Genomic DNA, 19,176 nt, shown 5'->3' on the forward strand with positions numbered 1-19,176 from the left:
CCGAGCCGCCGAGAGGATGGCCGAGATGCCGCTGCTGGAGCCCGACCCGGATGCCCTGCGCCCCGGAACGGCCCGGGAACCCGCCCCCGACCGGGTCACCGACGGCAGCTCCGGGGGCACCCCGGAACCGCTGCGCGGCGAGCTGACGGCCCTGCTCGGCGCGGACAAGGTGCTCTGGAAGATCTCCGACCTCGTGCGGTACGCCTCCGACGCCAGCCCCTACCGCTTCCTCCCCCGGGTCGTGCTGGTCCCCGAGGATCTCGACGACGTCTCCGCGATCCTGTCGTACGCCCACGGCAAGGGCCGTGACGTGGTCTTCCGGGCCGCGGGCACCAGCCTCAACGGCCAGGCGCAGGGCGAGGACATCCTCGTCGACGTACGCCGTCACTGGACCGGCGTCGAGGTGCTGGACGACGGGGCGCGGGCCAGGATCGGGCCGGGGACGACGGTCATGCGGGCCAACGCCACCCTCGCCCGGTACGGCAGGCTGCTGGGCCCCGACCCGGCCAGCGCCATCGCCTGCACCGTCGGCGGGGTCGTCGCCAACAACGCCTCGGGCATGACGGCGGGCACCACCCGCAACTCCTACCGGACGCTCGCCTCGCTCACCTTCGTGCTGCCCGGCGGCACCGTCGTCGACACCGCCGGCCCCGCCGCCGACGAGGAGCTGGCCCGCGCCGAGCCGGAGCTGTGCGCCGGGCTGATGGAGCTGAAGGCCGAGATCGAGGCGGACGAGGAGCTGACCGCCAGGATCCGCGCCAAGTACACGATCAAGAACACCAACGGCTATCGCCTGGACGCCTTCCTCGACGGGGCCACCCCGGTGGAGATCCTGCGCGGGCTGATGGTGGGCTCCGAGGGCACATTCGGCTTCATCTCGGAGGTCGTCTTCGACACGCTGCCGCTGGACCGGCACGTCTCCAGCGCCCTGCTGTTCTTCCCCTCCCTCACCGCCGCCGCGGCCGCCGTGCCCGGGTTCAACGAGGCGGGGGCCATCGCGGTGGAGCTGATGGACGGCAACACCCTGCGCGCCTCCGTCAGCGTGCCGGGCGTTCCGGCGGACTGGGCGGCGCTGCCCCGGGGGACGACCGCGCTGCTGGTGGAGTTCCGGGCGGCCGACGAGGCCGGTCAGGAGGCGTTCGAGCGGGCGGCCGACGCCGTCGTCGCCGGTCTCGACCTGGTCGTCCCGGCCGTGTCGGTGACCAACGCGTTCACCCGGGACGCCGGGACGATCGCCGGGTACTGGAAGGCGCGCAAGGCGTTCGTCACGGCGGTCGGCGGGTCCCGGCCCTCGGGCACCACCCTGATCACGGAGGACTTCGCGGTGCCGCCCGCCCGGCTGGCGGACGCCTGCGAGGCGCTGCTGGAGCTCCAGGCGCGCCATGGCTTCGACGCCGCCGTGGCCGGTCACGCCGCCCACGGCAATCTGCACTTCCTGCTCGCGTTCGACGCGGCGAAGCCGGCCGACGTCGAGCGGTACGACGCGTTCATGCAGGAGTTCTGCGCGCTGGTGGTGGACCGTTTCGACGGATCGCTCAAGGCGGAGCACGCCACCGGACGCAATATCGCGCCGTTCCTGGAACGGGAGTGGGGGCCGCGCGCCACCGAGCTGATGTGGCGGACGAAGCAGGTCATCGACCCCGCCGGGGTGCTCGCTCCGCGCATCGTGCTGGACCGGGATCCGCGGGCCCATCTGCGGGGCCTGAAGACCATTCCGAAGGTGGAGGCGGTCGCCGACCCGTGCATCGAGTGCGGCTTCTGCGAACCGACCTGTCCCAGTGAGGATCTGACGACCACTCCGCGCCAGCGGATCGTGCTGCGCCGGGAGATGATGCGCCAGGCCGACGGCTCGCCGGTGGAGGCCGGTCTCCTGGACGCCTATGGATACGACGCCGTGGACACCTGTGCCGGGGACTCCACCTGCAAGCTCGCCTGCCCGGTCGGCATCGACACCGGGGCGATGATGAAGGGCTTCCGGCACCGCAGGCACACCCCGCGCGAGGAGCGGATCGCGGCGCTCACCGCGAAGAACTTCCGGGTCGTGGAGGCCTCGGCGCGCCTCGCCGTGGGAGCGGCCGACACGGTCGGCGAGCGGGTGGGCGACGGTCCGCTCCAGGCGGTGACGCGGCTCGCGCGCAGGGCCGTGCGCCCCGATCTCGTACCGGAGTGGCTGCCGCAGCTCCCCGGTGCGGCGGCCCGGCGGCTGCCGCGCACCACGAGGGTCGGGGCGAGCGCGGTCTACTACCCGGCCTGCGTCAACCGCATCTTCGCCGGGCCCAAGGAGAAGGGGACGCCGGGTCTCTCCCTGGCCGAGGCGGTCGTCGCCGTGTCCGGGCGGGCCGGGAGGCCGGTGTGGATCCCCGAGGACGTCGCGGGGACGTGCTGCGCGACGATCTGGCACTCCAAGGGGTACGACGCGGGCAACAGGATCATGGCGAACCGCATCGTGGAGGCCGCCTGGAGCTGGACGGCGGGCGGGACGCTGCCGCTGGTCGTGGACGCGTCCTCCTGCACGCTCGGTATCGCCGAGGAGGTGGTGCCCTACCTCAGCGAAGACAACCGCGCCCTGCACCGCGAACTGACCGTCGTGGACTCGCTGGTGTGGGCGGCCGAGGAGCTGCTGCCGCGTCTGACGGTGTTCCGGACGGCCGGCTCGGCGGTCCTGCATCCGACCTGTTCGATGGAACACCTGGGCGACGTAGGGCAGTTGCGGGCGCTGGCCGAGGCCTGCGCGAAGGAGGTGGTGGTGCCGGACGACGCGGGGTGCTGCGCGTTCGCCGGCGACCGGGGCATGCTCCACAAGGAGTTGACCGACTCGGCGACGGCCAAGGAGGCGGCCGAGGTCGACCGCCGCCCCTACGACGCCTATCTGTCGGCGAACCGGATGTGCGAGATCGGCATGGAACGCGCCACCGGGCATCCGTACCGTTCGGCGCTGATCGAGCTGGAGCACGCCACCCGGCCGACCGTCCGGTGAGCCCGTGACGGCAGGCGCGGACACCCCCGCCGGCCTGCACAACTGAGCGTTTCGGAGCCCCAATTGGTTGCACCAGTTGGGGCTTCGGCGTGCCGTGAAGAAAGTCCAAGGTTTGAGGACGAGAGTCCAAATACTTCCCTTGCGCACCATCAGCCTCACCCTCCAGGGTCCTTACCGAGACCCGGTCCCCGCGCCCGTATCCGTACGGGGGACCGGACGCGCTCGCGCACCGTCTGAACCCCCAACCCCACCTGGAGGCTCGATGAACGACGACGCCCGGCCCGCACCGGAACCGCAGGACATACCCCCGCACAGCGGCGCGGCCGACGAGCCGGCCCGGCAGGATCCCAGTCGCCGTTCCGTGCTGTGGACCACGGCGGGCGTGGCGGGGGCCGGACTCGGCCTCGGCGCACTGGGCGGGGGCACCGCGTCGGCGGCCGAGGCGACCGCCGTCTCCACCGCGGAGGCGGTCGCCGCCGCTCCCGCCCGGCAGGGCCGCACCATGGCGAGCGTCCGCTTCGAGGGCCGCTCCACGGTCCGGGTCGGCATCGTGGGCCTCGGCAACCGGGGCGGCAGCATGATCGACCTCTTCCTCGCCGTCCCGGGCGTCCAGGTGAAGGCGGTCTGCGACCCGGTCCGGGACAAGGCCGAGAAGGCCGCCGCGAAGGTGACGGCGGCCGGTCAGCCCGCCCCCACGGTCTACGCCAAGGGCGAGGACGACTACGAGAATCTCTGCAAGCGCGGCGACATCGACTTCGTCTATGTGGCGACGCCCTGGGAGCTGCACTTCCCGATGGCGAAGGCGGCGATGCTGAACGGGAAGCACGTCGGCGTGGAGTGCCCGATCGCCATGCGGCTGGAGGAGCTCTGGCAGCTGGTGGACCTCTCCGAGCGGACCCGGCGGCACTGCATGCAGCTGGAGAACTGTTGTTACGGCAAGAACGAGATGCGGGTGCTGCGCATGGCGCACGCCGGTCTCTTCGGTGATCTGCTGCACGGGGCGGGGGCCTACAACCACGATCTGCGCGGGCTGATGTTCGACCCCGACTACTACGAGGGCCCGTGGCGGCGGCTGTGGCACACCCGGCTGCGCGGTGACCTCTACCCCAACCACGGGTTCGGGCCGGTCGCCAACTACATGGACGTCAACCGGGGCGACCGGGCCGTGAGCATCACGAGCATCGGCACGCCCGCCCTGGGACTCGCCGAGTACCGCAAGGAGCACATGCCGGCCGGCGACCCCAGCTGGAAGGAGTCGTACATCGGGGCCGACCGGACGATCAGCCTCGTGCAGACGGCCAAGGGCCGGGTGATCCGGCTGGAGCACGATGTGTCGACCCCGCACCCGTACTCCCGGATCAACAGCCTCGGCGGTACGCGGGGCGTGTTCGAGGACTACCCGGAGCGGATCTATCTGGAGCCCGACAACACGGACGACCAGTGGGCGGACTTCTCGAAGTACGCCGAGTGGGACCACTGGCTGTGGAAGGAGCACGCGAACCCGCCGGGCGGGCACGGCGGCATGGACTACATGATGGTCTTCCGGCTGATGCAGTGCATGCGGCTCGGTCTGGTCCCCGACTTCGACGTGTACGACGCGGCCACCTGGACAGCCCCCGTGCCGCTGAGTCATCTCTCCATCAAGGCCAAGGGCGCGCCGCTGCCGATCCCGGACTTCACCCGGGGCGAGTGGAAGAAGGCCCGGTCCGGCGTGGACTCCGAGAAGCCCGCGGAGTGACGTTCCCGGGGTCCCGGGCCGACCTGGCGCGGGACCCCGCAGGGCGGTGGCACACCGTAAAACCGGTTGCCCCGGAACGGGACGAACAGGGAACCTTGCACGTCACCCCGTTCTTGAGGTCCACCCGGATCTCCGTTTCACGAGCCCTGGGACGTCATGCAGATTCGCGACCTTCCGTATTCGGATCCCGGCGACCCCGATGTCCGTTCAGGCCCTCGATTCCTCTACTGGCTCGGGCGCAATCAGCTCGCCGGGCAGCTGAAGTCCCTCTCCTGGGGGCTGCTGCACCAGCTCGGCATCGCCGGTCTTCCGGTCACCGTGGGGCTCGCCGTCCAGGCCGTCATCGATCGCTCCGGCGGGCGGCTCGCGCTGGCCGGCGGCCTCATCCTGGCGCTCGGCGTCGTGATCGCCGTCGGCGACACCATGCTCCACCGGACGGCCGTGACCAACTGGATCAGCGCCGCCGCCCGGGTCCAGCAACTGCTCGCCCGCAAGACCGCCGAGCTGGGCTCGGCGCTGACGCGGCGGGTCGCGGCCGGTGAGGTCGTCGCCGTGTCGACCGGCGACGTGGAGAAGATCGGCTGGTTCGTCGAGGCGCTCTCCCGCTTCGCGGCGGCCGCCACCGCCCTCGTGGTGATCTGTGTGGGCCTGGCCTTCTACCTCCCCTCCCTCGGGCTGATGGTGGCGCTCGCCATGCCGGTGCTCGCGCTGGCCGTACTGCCGTTGCTGCCGCGCGCCACCCGGCGCGCCGACGAGCAGCGCGAGAAGGCGGGCAAGGCCACCGAGCTGGCCTCGGACACGGTCGCCGGACTGCGCGTGCTGCGCGGTATCGGCGGCGAGGAGCTGTTCCTCGGCCGCTACCGCCGCGCCTCCCAGGAGGTCCGCAGGGCGGCCGTGCGCAGTGCCCGGATGTGGGCGCTGATCTCGGCGGTGCAGGTGCTGCTGCCGGGCATCCTGCTGATCTCGCTGGTCTGGTACGGGGCGACGCTGGCCCGGGACGGCCGCATCGACGTCGGCCAGCTGGTCACCGTCTACAGCGCGGCCACGCTGATGCTGTTCCCCTTGCGTCACTTCGAGGAGATCGCGATGGCGTACTCCTTCTCGCGGCCGTCCGCCCAGCGTGCGGTGCGGGTGCTGTCGCTGCACCGCAGCACGCGGGAGGCCACGGTGGAGGGCGTGACGCCGACCGGCGATCTGTACGACCCGGCGACCGGTCTGATGGCCCCGCGGGGGCGGTTCACCGCCGTCGTGTGCGGCGACCCGGACGAGGCGGGCCGGCTGGCCGAACGGCTCGGCGGGCACGCGGAGACCGGCGAGGACGGCGGGGACGAGAAGGCGACGGCTCCGTCCGTGCTGCTCGGCGCGGTCGCCCTGGACGAGATCCCGCTGGACACCGCACGGGCCGCGGTGCTGGTCCAGGACAAGGACCCGGTGCTGCTGTCCGGCACCCTGCAGGAGCTGCTGGACGTACCGTCCTCCGGCCTGGTCACGGCGGAGGCGGCGTTGGAGGCGGCCCAGTGCGGTGATGTGCTGAGTGCCCTGGCGCAGGCCTCCCCCGACAACGACGGGGACCCGATGCGGACCCGGATCACCGAGCGCGGCCGGTCCCTGTCCGGCGGTCAGCGCCAGCGCCTGGCGCTGGCCCGGTCGCTGGTCACCGACCCGGAGGCGCTGGTGCTGGACGAGCCGACCTCGGCGGTCGACTCGCACACCGAGGCGCGGGTCGCCGCCGGGATCGCGAAGCTGCGCCAGGGGCGTACGACGGTGGCGTTCGCCTCGTCGCCGCTGCTGCTCGACGCCGCCGACCGGGTGGTCCTCGTCCACGAGGGCACCGTCGTCGCCGTGGGCGTCCACCGTGAACTGCTGCGCACCGAACCGCGCTACCGGGCGGTCGTCACCCGGGAGACCGACGACGAAGCGGCGGCGTCCGCACCGGACGCCGTGACGGACATCGCGTCCGTACCTGCCGCGAAGAGCATCCAGGAAATCGAGGAGAGGGCATGATCGGCGTCGCACCCCCGGCGTACGACCCCGCGGCCCCGGAGTCGGCGACGACGCTGCCCGTGGGCACGCCGACGACCGTGCGGAGTTACGTACGGAGTCTGCTGCGCCGGCACCGCGGGGCGTTCGTCGTCCTGATCGCGGTCAACGCGGTGGCGGTGATCGCCTCGATCACCGGACCGTATCTGCTGGGCGGACTGGTCGAGGACCTGTCGAACGGCGTCACCGATCTGCATCTGGAGCGCACCGCCGCGATCTTCGCGGTCGCGCTGGTCGTCCAGGTCCTGTTCACCCGCTCCATGCGGCTGCGCGGGGCGATGCTGGGCGAGGAGATGCTCGCGGACCTGCGTGAGGACTTCCTCGTACGGTCCGTCGGGCTGCCGCCGGGCGTCCTGGAGCGGGCCGGGACGGGCGATCTGCTGTCCCGGATCACCACGGACATCGACCGGCTGGCGAACGCGATGCGTGAGGCCGTGCCGCAGCTGGCGATCGGCGTCGTGTGGGCCGGGCTGCTGCTCGGCGCGATGACGGTGACCGCTCCCCCGCTGGCGCTGGCCGTGCTGGTCGCGCTGCCGGTGCTGATCGTGGGCTGCCGCTGGTACTTCCGCCGGGCCCCCTCGGCGTACCGCTCGGAGGCCGCCGGTTACGCCGCCGTCGCCGCGATGCTCGCGGAGACCGTGGACGCCGGGCGGACCGTGGAGGCGCACCGCCTCGGCGACCGCCGGGTGGCGCTGTCGGACCGGCGGATCAAGGAGTGGACGGCCTGGGAGCGGTACACGCTGTTCCTGCGCTCGGTGCTGTTCCCCGTCATCAACGCGACGTACGTGACGATCCTCGGCGCGGTCCTGCTGCTCGGCGGCTGGTTCGTGCTGGAGGGCTGGATCACGGTCGGGCAGCTGACGACGGGGGCGCTGCTGGCCCAGATGATGGTCGACCCGATCGGTCTGATCCTGCGCTGGTACGACGAGCTCCAGGTGGCGCAGGTGTCGCTGGCCCGGCTGGTCGGCGTCCGGGAGATCGAGCCGGACGCGGGTGACGCCGGGGTGGGCCCGGACGGGCGCGACGTACGGGCTGACGAGGTCCGCTTCGGTTACCGGGAGGGCGTCGACGTCCTGCACCGGGTGTCGCTCGACGTGGCTCCGGGCACCCGGCTCGCCCTGGTCGGACCCTCCGGCGCGGGCAAGTCGACGCTGGGCCGGCTGCTGGCGGGGATCTACGCGCCGCGCACCGGTGAGGTGACGCTCGGCGGGGCGGAGCTGTCGCGGATGACGGCGGAGCGGGTCCGTGAGCATGTGGCCCTGGTCAACCAGGAGCACCATGTCTTCGTCGGATCGCTCCGGGACAATCTGCTGCTGGCCCGCGACGGGGCGAAGGACGCCGAGCTGTGGGCGTCGCTGGCCGCGGTCGACGCGGACGGCTGGGCGAAGGGCCTGGACAAGGGGCTGGACACCGAGGTCGGTTCGGGCGGGTTCGCGCTGACCCCGGCGCAGGCCCAGCAGATCGCGCTGGCCCGTCTCGTGCTGGCCGATCCGCACACCCTGGTCCTGGACGAGGCGACCTCGCTGCTGGACCCGCGGGCCGCCCGTCACCTGGAGCGTTCACTGGCCCGGGTGCTGGAGGGCCGTACGGTGGTGGCCATCGCGCACCGGCTGCACACCGCGCACGACGCGGATGTGATCGCGGTGGTGGAGGACGGCCGGATCAGCGAGCTGGGCAGCCATGACGAACTGGTGGCGGCGGACGGCGCGTACGCCTCCCTGTGGCGGTCCTGGCACGGGTGAGCGACCCGGCACCGGTGATCGACCCGACACGGGTGAGTGACCTGAACGGCCCGGGGTTCACCGGGCCGTTCGGGTGCGGTTGGGCTGGAGGAGCTGGTCGACGGGCGCATGGTCGTCGGTGAGCACCCGGGCGTTCCCGGTCCAGGAGGCGAGGGCGTCGCCGGTGGTGATCCTCCAGCCGACGTCCCTGGCGTCCAGGGCCTCCTGGATCGCGGGGGCGTCGACCGGCCGGCCGGAGGCGACCACCACCAGATTGCCGCCGACGGTCGAGGCCGTCGGGTCCAGCCCGATGTCCGCCGGCTTCCCCACCAGCGCGACGTGCGGGAAGACCGAGGCGAGGGTGGCCACCTCGGCGCGGGCGAAGGCCAGTTCGCCGTGGTCGATGAGGTTGGCGACGTACAGTCCGTCCTCGTCGAGCGCCCGGCGTACGTCGCCCAGCGCCTGTGCCGTCGTGAGGTGCCACGGCACGCTGACGCCGCCGAAGGCGTCGCCGACGATCAGATCGCGGCTGCCCGCCGCCAGTCTCCGCAGGCCCAGCCGCCCGTCCTCCACCCGTACGTCGATACCGGTCGTGGCCGAAGGGCCGAGGCCGAACCGGTCGTGGTCGATGCGCACGACCCCGCCGTCGATCTCCGAGACGAGGCTCCGGGTGCCGGGGCGTGCGGCCGCGAGGTAGCGGGGGAAGGTGAGGCCGCCGCCCCCGATGTGGTGGGCGGTCAGCGGCTCGCCCTCGGGGAAGGCGGTGTCGACCACGGACGCGATGGCGCGGACGTAGGCGAACTTCAGATGTGCCGGGTCCTCGACGTCGACGTAGGAGTGGTTCAGGCCGTCCAGGACGAGCGTGCGGCCGCTGCTCCGGTCGGGGTCCGCGACGACCTGGGCGCAGTGGTAGCGGGTCTCCGCGTCGCAGCCGCCGGGGGCGAACGCGGTGGCGAGGGAGCCCGCGACGACGGTGGCGAGGGCCACGGCCGTGGCGCGCCGCCGCCGGGCCTGCCATCCGACGACGGCGGCACCGAGTACCAGCAGCGTTCCCAGACCGATCAGGATGGTGCTGACGGGCAGTCGGGAGACCAGGACGAATCCGGTGAGGACGGTGCCGACGATGGCTCCGAAGGTGCCCACGCCCGAGAGCCGTCCGACGACCGTGCCGGTCTCGGCGAGGTTGGTGAGCCGTAGCTTCGTGACGAACGGGGTCACCGCGGAGAGCAGTGCGCCGGGCACCAGGAGGGTCGCCGACGCGACCGGCAGCAGCAGGGCGGGCGACCACTCGGCGGTGGTGCGGAGCAGGAGCGGGGTGAGCGCGACGACCACGCCCGACACCCCGAGCGCCGGGCCGATGAGCCGGTGCGGATCGACCTGGTCCGCGATGCGTCCGCCCAGCCAGGAGCCCAGCGCGATGGCGGTGAGGGCGATGCCGATCACCATGGTGCTGGTTTCCAGCGTGAGGCCGAGGTACGGGGCCAGCAGGCGCAGGGCGACGATCTCGACCACGAGGACGGCGGCCGAGGAGCCGAACACGAGCACCGCCGCGGTCCGGGGTCCCGGGCTCCGGTCGCGGGGCGGATCGTCTCCGCCTTTCCGGGAGTCGTCGGCCACGGGCGAGGAGGGCGTTGTGGTCACCGCAGCATCCTCGCACGCGGGCCGCGGCCGAACTCCCGTTGTACCGAAGGGCGGAGAGGGCGCGAACACCCGTTCCCGCGTCTCGCGAAAGGTGCTTCCGGAAGGCCGGTGCGGGCGGAAATCGCGGTGCGTTCTCGCCGGGGCCGGTGATCCAATGGGCCGGTGCGCAGCGACGAGAAGAGCACGACCGTGGACCGTGGACGTTTTCCGGATGCCGTGACGCCGTGGGAGGACCCGGTCTGGCGGGCCGAAGCGCTCGACTGGGTGGCCGGGGGTCTCGCCGCCCACGGTCTCGTGGAGTCGGGCCCCCGGCAGGTGCGCCTGCGCCCCTGGTCGGTGCTGGTACGGCTGGCCGTCGCGGACCGTGCGCCGGTGTGGTTCAAGGCCGTTCCGCCCGCCGCGGCCTTCGAGGCCGGGCTCGCCGACGCCCTGGCCCGCTGGGTTCCCGCGCATGTGCTGACACCGCTCGCCGTCGAGGCGGAGCGCGGCTGGACACTCGTCCCGGACGGCGGTCCGGTGCTGTGGGAGCTGCTCGAAGCACGGCCCGTCGACCCTGACCCCCGGTACTGGGAGGAGCCGCTGCGGCAGTACGCCGCGATGCAGCGGGCGCTGGTTCCGTACGCGGACGAGATCGGGGCGCTCGGGGTGCCGGCGGCCCGGCCGCGCGATCTGCCGACGCTGTTCGACCGGCTGGTCGCACAGAACGCCGCGCTGACGCCGGAGGACCGGGTGGCGCTGGCGGCCCTGCGGCCCCGGGTGGCGGACTGGTGCGAGGAGCTGGCGGCGTCGGGGGTGCCGGATTCGCTGGACCACGCCGATCTGCACGAGAGCCAGCTCTTCGAGCCCACGCCCGGCCGGTTCGCCTTCTTCGACTGGGGCGACGCGCTGGTCGGGCACCCGTTCCACAGTCTGCTGGTGCCCGCCCGGGCCGCCCGCGAGCGGTTCGGCCCCGAGGTGCTGCCCCGGCTGCGGGACGCTTATCTGGAGCCGTGGACCGGCGGGGGTGTCACGGCGGCCGGGCTGCGGCGTGCGGTGAGCCTGGCGTGGCGGCTGGCGGCGCTCGGCCGGGCCGCCTCATGGGGGCGGATGTTCCCCGTACCGCCGGGTCCGGCGGCCGTGCCAGGGGACGCCGAGGCCGCCTACTGGCTGCGGGAGCTGTCGGTCGCCCCGCCGCTGTGAGCGGGCCCCCGTTCACCTCTGCCAGGAGGCGGATGCCGGGCCGTCCGGTGAGGATGAGGGGTGAATCACCCGGTAAACGGGGCAGGCGAGCGCAGAACCACGCAAGCCCGAGAAGGGACGCAGACCGTGGCACCACCCAGGATTCTCGTCGTCGGCGCCGGCTTCGCAGGCGTCGAGTGCGTACGCCGCCTGGAGCGCAGGCTCGCTCCGGGCGAGGCCCAGATCACGCTCGTCACACCGTTCTCGTACCAGCTGTATCTGCCGCTGCTCCCCCAGGTGGCCTCCGGGGTGCTCACCCCTCAGTCCGTCGCGGTGTCGCTGCGCCGCAGCCGCCGTCACCGGACCAGGATCGTGCCGGGCGGGGCGATCGGCGTGGACACCCGGGCGAAGGTCTGTGTGATCCGGAAGATCACGGACGAGATCGTGAACGAGCCGTACGACTACATCGTGCTGGCGGCGGGCAGCGTCACCCGGACCTTCGACATCCCCGGGCTCCTGGACCACGCCCGGGGCATGAAGACGCTGGCCGAGGCGGCGTACGTCCGGGACCACGTGATCGCCCAGCTGGATCTGGCGGACGCCAGTCACGACGAGGCCGAGCGGGCGTCCCGGCTCCAGTTCGTGGTGGTCGGCGGCGGTTACGCGGGCACCGAGACGGCGGCCTGCCTCCAGCGGCTGACCACCAACGCGGTCCGGCACTATCCGCGGCTGGACGCCCGGCTGATCAAGTGGCATCTGATCGACATCGCTCCCAAGCTGATGCCGGAGCTGGGCGACAAGCTGGGGCAGGCCGCCCTGGAGGTGCTCCGCAAGCGGAACATCGAGGTGTCGCTCGGGGTCTCGATCGCCAAGGCGGGGCCGGAGGAGGTCACGTTCACCGACGGCCGGGTGCTGCCCTGCCGGACCCTGATCTGGACCGCCGGAGTGGCGGCCAGCCCGCTGATCGCCACCCTCGGCGCGGAGACGGTGCGCGGCCGGCTCGCGGTGACGCCGCAGCTGACGCTGCCGGGCTCGGACGGGGTGTTCTCGCTCGGCGACGCGGCCGCGGTGCCCGACCTGGCCAAGGGCGACGGGGCGGTCTGCCCGCCCACCGCGCAGCACGCGATGCGTCAGGGGCGGGTGCTCGCCGACAATCTGATCGCCTCGCTGCGCCGTCAGCCGCTCAAGGACTATGTGCACAAGGACCTGGGGCTCGTCGTGGACCTCGGCGGCAAGGACGCGGTGTCCAAGCCGCTGGGCATCGAGCTGCACGGACTGCCCGCGCAGGCGGTGGCGCGCGGCTACCACTGGTCGGCGCTGCGGACGAACGTCGCCAAGACCCGGGTCATGACGAACTGGATGCTGAACGCGGTCGCCGGCGACGACTTCGTACGGACCGGGTTCCAGTCCCGCAAGCCGGCGACGCTGCGGGACTTCGAGTACACGGACGTCTATCTGACGCCCGAGCAGATCAAGGAGCACACGGCGTCGACGGTCATCAAGCACTGACCGGCCGGACACCTCGGTGAGCGCGCCCTCAGAAAGACTGGGGCGCGCTCAGCGCTGCCGGGACAGGACCGTCTCCACGGTGTCCGCCTCCTGTGCGGTCTTGTCCTCCCGGTAGCGCAGGACGCGGGCGAACCGCAGGGTGACGCCCGCCGGGTAGCGGGTGGAGCGCTGGAGCCCGTCGTAGGCGATCTCCACGACGAGTTCCGGGCGTACGGTGACGACATGGCCGTCGTCGTCGGTGGCCAGCTCGCCCAGCTTCTCGGTCTGCCACTCCAGCAGGGCGTCCGTGAGCCCCTTGAAGGTCTTGCCGAGCATCGCGAACGTACCGTCGGGCCGCCGCGCGCCCAGGTGCAGGTTGGAGAGCTTGCCGGAGCGCCGGCCGCTGCCCCGCTCGACGGCCAGCACCACCAGGTCCAGGGTGTGCACCGGTTTCACCTTCAGCCAGGACGCGCCCCGGCGGCCCGCGCTGTAGGCGGCGGCCAGGTCCTTGACGACGACGCCCTCGTGGCCGCGGTCCAGGGTGCCGGCGAGGAAGGCGTCGGCGGCCGCGCGGGCGCCGGGGTCGTCCGGGTCGGTGACGAGGGTGCGGCCGACCCGCAGGTGCTCCGGGAGGAGCCGGGCGAGGGCCGTGTGGCGGTCGGCGTAGGGCAGGTCGAGCAGGTCCTCGTCGTCGACGAGGAGCGCGTCGAAGAAGACCGGCACGACGGGCACGTGCGCCGCCGCTCCGGCCACGTCCCGCCGTGAGCCCACCCGGGAGGCGGTCTCCTGGAAGGGCCGGGGTCTGCCGTCCTCCCCCAGGGCGATCACCTCGCCGTCCAGGATGAAGCGGCCCGCCGGCAGGGCGGCGACGGCGGCGGTGAGCTCGGGCAGCCGGTCGGTGATGTCGTCGAGGGTCCGGGTGTAGGCGCGGATCCGGTCGCCGTCGCGGTGGACCTGCACCCGGATCCCGTCGAGCTTCTCCTCGACGGCGCACGGGCCCAGCTTGTCGAGGGCGTCCCCGACCGAGCCGGCCGTGTGCGCGAGCATCGGCTGGACGGGCCGCCCCACGGTGAGGCGGAAGGCGGCGAGCGCGTCGGGGCCCTCCGCGAGGAGCACCCCGGCGACCTCCTGGAGCGATCCGGCGAGCATCACGGCGCGCCGGACGTCGGCGGGCGGTGCTTCGGCGGCGCGGGCCAGGGCGTCGGCGGCGACGGCGTCCAGGGCCCCCTGGCGTACCTCGCCGGTGAGCAGGGCCCGCAGGAAGCGCTGTTCGTCCTCGGTGGCGGCGGCGAACAGGGTGCGCAGGCGCTCCTTGCGCCGGGCCTGCGAGCCGGTGCCGGAGATGGCCGCGAGGGCGGTCAGCTCGGCGTCGACCCCGGTGACGGTGAGGGTGGGCTCCGGCGCGGGCTCCACGGGGTCGCCGAGGGACCGCCATCCCACCCCGATCCGGCCCTGGGGCAGCCGTCCGGCGAGGTACGGGATGACGACGGGGACGTTCTCGGGTCCGGCGTCCCGGAAGAGACCGGCCAGGAGCGCCACCTTCCGGGACCGGGCGGAGGTGGCGGCGACCTCCAGCGACACCTGGGCGAGCTCGGCGAGCAGCATGCGCCCATGGTGCTACGGGGCGGAGCGCGCCGCCCGCCGGAGAAGCACCGGGCACGCCGCCCGCCGATGGCCCCGGCAGGGCGTCATATGTAGTTGAGGGCGGCGGCCCCGCCCACTCCCCCGAGCACCATGAAGGCGGGCATCAGCACCTTCATCTCCACCCAGCTGCCGGCCCGGAAGCGCATGGCCTTCGGCGGGCCGATCGGGTACCAGCGCTTGCGGCCGATCGGGATGGGCCACAGGATCGGGCAGCCCGAGACGGTCAGCGCGTCGCCGATGTCGTGGACCAGGGCCCCGAGCACGATGGGCAGACCGAGCCACATGTACTCCTGGCCGGGGGCGTCGAAGAGCCAGCCGGCTCCGTTGCCCGGCTGGTCCAGGACACCGGCGAGAATCCAGGCGCTGGTGGCGCCGAGCAGCCAGACGAGGACGTCGCTGGAGACCCGGGCGGCCCGCCACAGCAGGCCCTCGACCGCGAGCACCAGATGGATGAAGAGGATCGCGAGGACGGCCCAGCGTCCGCCGAAGATCGCCGCGGCGGAACAGCCGCCGCCGATGAGGACGGCCCAGAGCCAGGTGTGGGTCAGGGTCCGGTGGCCGCCGGTGCGGCGGGGGTCGCCGGCGCTCCTGGTGGCCTTGTAGACGGCGAAGGAGAGCTTGTCGACGATCTCGCAGAGGGTCTTGGAGACCGGGCCGAAGGCGCGCGAGATGGTCGCGGACTTGTGGTCGAGGTCGGGGGCGAGCGCGGCGCCCGCGCAGATCAGCGCCCCGACGACGAGGACGGGCCAGGGCATCGTGTGGCCCGCGGCGGTGGCCGCCGCACCCACCCCCAGCCAGGCCGCCGCCCCTGACAGAGAGTGTGCCGGTCCCATCATGGTCTGTCCCGCCCCCAGTGGTTCGTGCGCCCATCACCGGTACGGCGCGGGCAGGTTGAGACCGCAGCGTATCGTCCGTGATCTTCGTGCCGTCCGCCGGTTCCCTCATCCGGGCGGAAGACAGGCAAGATGGGGGCGTGACCCTCATCGACCAGCTTCCCCAGACCGCCGACCCGGACGCCCTCTTCGAGGCCTTCTCCTCATGGACCGAGAGCCAGGGCATCACGCTTTATCCGGCTCAGGAGGAGGCGCTGATCGAGGTGGTCTCCGGGGCGAACGTGATCCTGTCCACCCCGACCGGCTCCGGCAAGAGCCTGGTGGCGGCGGCCGCGCACTTCACCGCGCTGGCGCAGGACAAGGTCACCTTCTACACCGCGCCGATCAAGGCCCTGGTGTCGGAGAAGTTCTTCGACCTGTGCAAGCTCTTCGGCACCGAGAACGTCGGCATGCTCACCGGCGACGCCTCGGTCAACGCGGACGCCCCGGTGATCTGCTGTACGGCCGAGGTGCTGGCCTCCATCGCGCTGCGCGACGGCAAGTACGCCGACATCGGCCAGGTCGTGATGGACGAGTTCCACTTCTACGCCGAGCCGGACCGCGGCTGGGCCTGGCAGATTCCGCTGCTGGAGCTGCCGCAGGCGCAGTTCGTGCTGATGTCGGCGACGCTCGGCGACGTCTCGATGTTCGAGAAGGACCTGACCCGGCGCACCGGCCGCCCCACCTCCGTGGTGCGCTCGGCGACCCGCCCGGTGCCGCTGAGCTACGAGTACCGCTTCACGCCGATCACCGAGACGCTGACCGAGCTGCTGGACACCCGGCAGTCGCCGGTCTACATCGTGCACTTCACGCAGGCGGCGGCCGTCGAGCGGGCGCAGTCGCTGATGAGCATCAACATGTGCACGAAGGAGGAGAAGGAGAAGATCGCCGATCTGATCGGCAGCTTCCGCTTCACCACCAAGTTCGGCCAGAACCTCTCCCGTTACGTACGCCACGGCATCGGCGTGCACCACGCGGGCATGCTGCCCAAGTACCGCCGCCTGGTGGAGAAGCTGGCCCAGGCGGGTCTGCTGAAGGTGATCTGCGGGACGGACACGCTCGGCGTCGGCGTCAACGTCCCCATCCGCACGGTGCTGTTCACGGCGCTCACCAAGTACGACGGCACCCGGGTGCGGACCCTGCGCGCGCGGGAGTTCCACCAGATCGCGGGCCGCGCCGGGCGGGCCGGTTTCGACACGGCCGGGTTCGTCGTGGCGCAGGCCCCCGAGCACGTCATCGAGAACGAGAAGGCCGTCAAGAAGGCGGGCGACGACCCGAAGAAGAAGCGCAAGGTCGTCCGCAAGAAGGCCCCGGAGGGCTTCGTCGCCTGGTCGGAGACCACCTTCGACAAGCTGATCCAGTCCGAGCCCGAGCCGCTGAACTCCCGTTTCCGGGTGACGCACACGATGCTGCTCGCGGTCATCGCCCGCCCGGGCAACGCCTTCGAGGCGATGCGGCATCTGCTGGAGGACAACCACGAGCCGCGCCGGGCGCAGTTGCGGCACATCCGGCGGGCCATCGCGATCTACCGTTCGCTGCTGGACGGCGGTGTGGTGGAGCAGTTGGAGACGCCGGACGCCGAGGGCCGGATCGTGCGGCTGACGGTGGATCTCCAGCAGGACTTCGCGCTGAACCAGCCGCTGTCCACGTTCGCGCTGGCCGCGTTCGACCTGCTGGACGCCGAATCGCCGTCGTACGCGCTGGACATGGTCTCGGTCGTCGAGTCGACGCTGGACGATCCCCGGCAGATCCTGGCCGCCCAGCAGAACAAGGCGCGCGGCGAGGCCGTGGGGCAGATGAAGGCGGACGGGGTCGAGTACGAGGAGCGGATGGAGCGGCTGCAGGAGGTCACGTACCCGAAGCCGCTGAGCGAGCTGCTGTGGCACGCCTACGACGTGTACCGCACGAGCCACCCGTGGGTGAACGACCACCCAGTGTCGCCGAAGTCGGTGATCCGGGACATGTACGAGCGCGCCATGACGTTCACGGAGTTCACCTCGCACTACGAGCTGGCCCGGACCGAGGGCATCGTGCTGCGGTATCTGGCGAGCGCGTACAAGGCGCTGGAGCACACGATCCCGGACGACGTGAAGTCGGAGGACCTCCAGGACCTGATCTCCTGGCTGGGCGAGATGGTGCGTCAGGTGGACTCCAGTCTGCTGGACGAGTGGGAGCAGCTGGCCAACCCCGAGGTGGAGACCGCCGAGCAGGCCCAGGAGAAGGCGGACGAGGTCAAGCCGGTCACGGCCAACCCCCGCGCCTTCCGGGTGCTGGTGCGCAACGCGATGTTCCGCCGGGTGGAGCTGGCCGCGCTGGACCGGGCCGGCGCGCTGGGCGAGCTGGACGGCGAGGCCGGGTGGGACGAGGACGCGTGGGGCGAGGCGCTGGACGCGTACTGGGACGCGCACGAGGAGATCGGGACCGGTCCGGACGCGCGCGGTCCGAAGCTGCTGAAGATCGAGGAGGATCCGGCGCACGGGCTGTGGCGGGTCTGGCAGGCGTTCGCCGACCCGGCGGGCGATCACGACTGGGGCATCAAGGCCGAGGTGGATCTCGCCGCGTCCGACGAGGAGGGCCGGGCGGTCGTCCGGGTCACCGAGGTCGGCCAGCTGTGAGCAGCCCATCGGTACGGGAGTGGAGAGGTACGGCATGACGAATCCGGCCGAGCGTCTGGTCGATCTGCTCGACCTGGAGCGGATCGAGGTCAACATCTTCCGCGGCCGCAGCCCGGAGGAGTCCCTGCAGCGGGTCTTCGGCGGGCAGGTAGCGGGCCAGGCGCTGGTGGCGGCGGGCCGGACGACCGACGGGGAGCGGCCGGTGCACTCGCTGCACGCCTATTTCCTGCGGCCGGGGAGGCCCGGGGTGCCGATCGTCTATCAGGTGGAGCGGGTGCGGGACGGGCGGTCCTTCACCACCCGGCGGGTGACGGCCGTGCAGGAGGGCCGGACGATCTTCAACCTGACGGCGTCCTTCCACCGCCCCGAGGAGGCGGGCTTCGAGCACCAGCTGCCGCCGGCCCGGATCGTCCCGGACCCGGAGGAGCTGCCGACGGTCGCCGAGGAGGTGCGCGAGCACCTGGGCGCGCTGCCGGAGGCGCTGGAGCGGATGGCCCGGCGGCAGCCCTTCGACATCCGTTACGTGGACCGGCTGCGCTGGACGAAGGACGAGGTCGAGGACGCCGATCCGCGGAGCGCGGTGTGGATGCGGGCGGTGGGCCCGCTGGGCGACGACCCGCTGGTGCACACCTGCGCGCTGACGTACGCGAGCGACATGACGCTGCTGGACGCGGTCCGTATCCCGGTGGAGCCGCTGTGGGGGCCGCGCGGCTTCGACATGGCGTCCCTGGATCACGCCATGTGGTTCCACCGGCCGTTCCGGGCGGACGAGTGGTTCCTGTACGACCAGGAGTCGCCGATCGCGACGGGCGGCCGGGGGCTGGCGCGGGGGCGGATCTACGACCGTTCGGGGCAGCTGCTGGTGTCGGTGGTGCAGGAGGGGCTGTTCCGGCGGCTGCAGCCGTAGCGGCGTTCCGGCTCAGGTGCCGGGCAGCGGGTCCTGGTCGACCTCGTGGCGGCGGGTGCGGATGTCCGGCGGCGCGGGGTGCAGCTTGGCGTCGCAGGACGGTCCGAGGCCGGCCCGGCGCGAGTCGGTCCCGGTGAGGGGGCGGCCGCAGAGCCGGCAGCGGACGAGGCGGCGACGCCGGGGCTGCTCGTCCGCCGTGTCCCGGGCGACGGTTCCGTCGGCCCCGGGCAGCGGTTCGGGGAAGGTTTCGGGAGTGTCCACCCCTTGATCCTCCCAGTACGGCTGCGTGGCGGCGGCATGTGTCCGTTCCGCCGGGTTGGGTGTGCCGGGCGTCCGGTTTGCCGAACGGGGCCGGGGCCGCGTTACTGGAGTGAG

At 72.4% G+C, this 19,176-nt stretch carries 12 protein-coding genes; 8 read left to right on the forward strand and 4 right to left on the reverse strand.

Translation table 11 applies throughout. The features are described from left to right. The first annotated feature begins 25 nt into the window (after positions 1 to 25). From ACSMXR_RS03170 to ACSMXR_RS03185, 4 genes are all read left to right on the forward strand, one after another. Positions 26 to 2,977: an FAD-binding and (Fe-S)-binding domain-containing protein gene (locus tag ACSMXR_RS03170; protein ID WP_473171190.1), complete on the forward strand. Its 2,952-nt coding sequence runs from the start codon at positions 26 to 28 to the stop codon at positions 2,975 to 2,977. Positions 2,978 to 3,239: 262 nt separating this feature from the next. Next, positions 3,240 to 4,715: a Gfo/Idh/MocA family protein gene (locus tag ACSMXR_RS03175; protein ID WP_473171191.1), complete on the forward strand. Its 1,476-nt coding sequence runs from the start codon at positions 3,240 to 3,242 to the stop codon at positions 4,713 to 4,715. Between the two features lie 156 nt (positions 4,716 to 4,871). Beyond that, positions 4,872 to 6,719, forward strand: a complete 1,848-nt coding sequence (locus ACSMXR_RS03180) for an ABC transporter transmembrane domain-containing protein (protein WP_473171192.1) — start codon at positions 4,872 to 4,874, stop codon at positions 6,717 to 6,719. After that, a complete protein-coding gene (locus ACSMXR_RS03185) occupies positions 6,716 to 8,497 on the forward strand; it encodes an ABC transporter ATP-binding protein (RefSeq protein ID WP_137231483.1) in 1,782 nt (593 codons plus the stop codon). The genes ACSMXR_RS03180 and ACSMXR_RS03185 overlap by 4 nt, the downstream gene beginning before the upstream one ends. 57 nt (positions 8,498 to 8,554) lie before the next feature. On the opposite strand, the gene ACSMXR_RS03190 is transcribed toward ACSMXR_RS03185, so the two are convergent. Continuing rightward, a complete protein-coding gene (locus ACSMXR_RS03190; protein WP_376188587.1) occupies positions 8,555 to 10,117 on the reverse strand; it encodes a fused MFS/spermidine synthase in 1,563 nt (520 codons plus the stop codon). A gap of 162 nt (positions 10,118 to 10,279) precedes the next feature. Here ACSMXR_RS03190 and ACSMXR_RS03195 point away from each other — a divergent pair, with 162 nt between their 5' ends. Both ACSMXR_RS03195 and ACSMXR_RS03200 read left to right on the forward strand, forming a co-directional pair. Beyond that, the gene (locus ACSMXR_RS03195) at positions 10,280 to 11,296 is read left to right on the forward strand and encodes a phosphotransferase (RefSeq protein WP_473171193.1); all 1,017 of its coding nucleotides are present in this window, start codon (positions 10,280 to 10,282) and stop codon (positions 11,294 to 11,296) included. 126 nt (positions 11,297 to 11,422) lie between these two features. Then, positions 11,423 to 12,784 (forward strand): NAD(P)/FAD-dependent oxidoreductase, encoded by a 1,362-nt coding sequence (locus ACSMXR_RS03200; RefSeq protein ID WP_218526900.1) that lies wholly within the window; start codon positions 11,423 to 11,425, stop codon positions 12,782 to 12,784. A gap of 48 nt (positions 12,785 to 12,832) precedes the next feature. On the opposite strand, the gene ACSMXR_RS03205 is transcribed toward ACSMXR_RS03200, so the two are convergent. Together ACSMXR_RS03205 and ACSMXR_RS03210 are read right to left on the reverse strand one after the other, a co-directional pair. Further along, positions 12,833 to 14,368 (reverse strand): ATP-dependent DNA ligase, encoded by a 1,536-nt coding sequence (locus ACSMXR_RS03205; protein ID WP_473171194.1) that lies wholly within the window; start codon positions 14,366 to 14,368, stop codon positions 12,833 to 12,835. Positions 14,369 to 14,451: 83 nt separating this feature from the next. Continuing rightward, on the reverse strand, positions 14,452 to 15,243 hold the full coding sequence (locus ACSMXR_RS03210) for a metal-dependent hydrolase (RefSeq protein ID WP_218526898.1): 792 nt from the start codon (positions 15,241 to 15,243) through the stop codon (positions 14,452 to 14,454). Positions 15,244 to 15,380: 137 nt separating this feature from the next. On the opposite strand from ACSMXR_RS03210, the gene ACSMXR_RS03215 reads away from it, so the two are divergent. Continuing rightward, positions 15,381 to 17,894: a DEAD/DEAH box helicase gene (locus ACSMXR_RS03215; RefSeq protein ID WP_137231477.1), complete on the forward strand. Its 2,514-nt coding sequence runs from the start codon at positions 15,381 to 15,383 to the stop codon at positions 17,892 to 17,894. 34 nt (positions 17,895 to 17,928) lie between these two features. Then, positions 17,929 to 18,801 carry an acyl-CoA thioesterase gene (locus tag ACSMXR_RS03220; protein ID WP_137231476.1) on the forward strand — a complete coding sequence of 291 codons (873 nt, stop codon included), beginning with the start codon at positions 17,929 to 17,931 and terminating at the stop codon, positions 18,799 to 18,801. Between the two features lie 12 nt (positions 18,802 to 18,813). Here the strand turns inward: ACSMXR_RS03220 and ACSMXR_RS03225 are convergent, their stop codons facing one another. After that, entirely contained in the window at positions 18,814 to 19,062 is a 249-nt protein-coding gene (locus ACSMXR_RS03225; RefSeq protein ID WP_103511577.1) for a DUF6011 domain-containing protein, read from the reverse strand. Between the last annotated feature and the right edge of the window lie 114 nt (positions 19,063 to 19,176).

This window comes from Streptomyces sp. DSM 106670, from assembly GCF_055792845.1.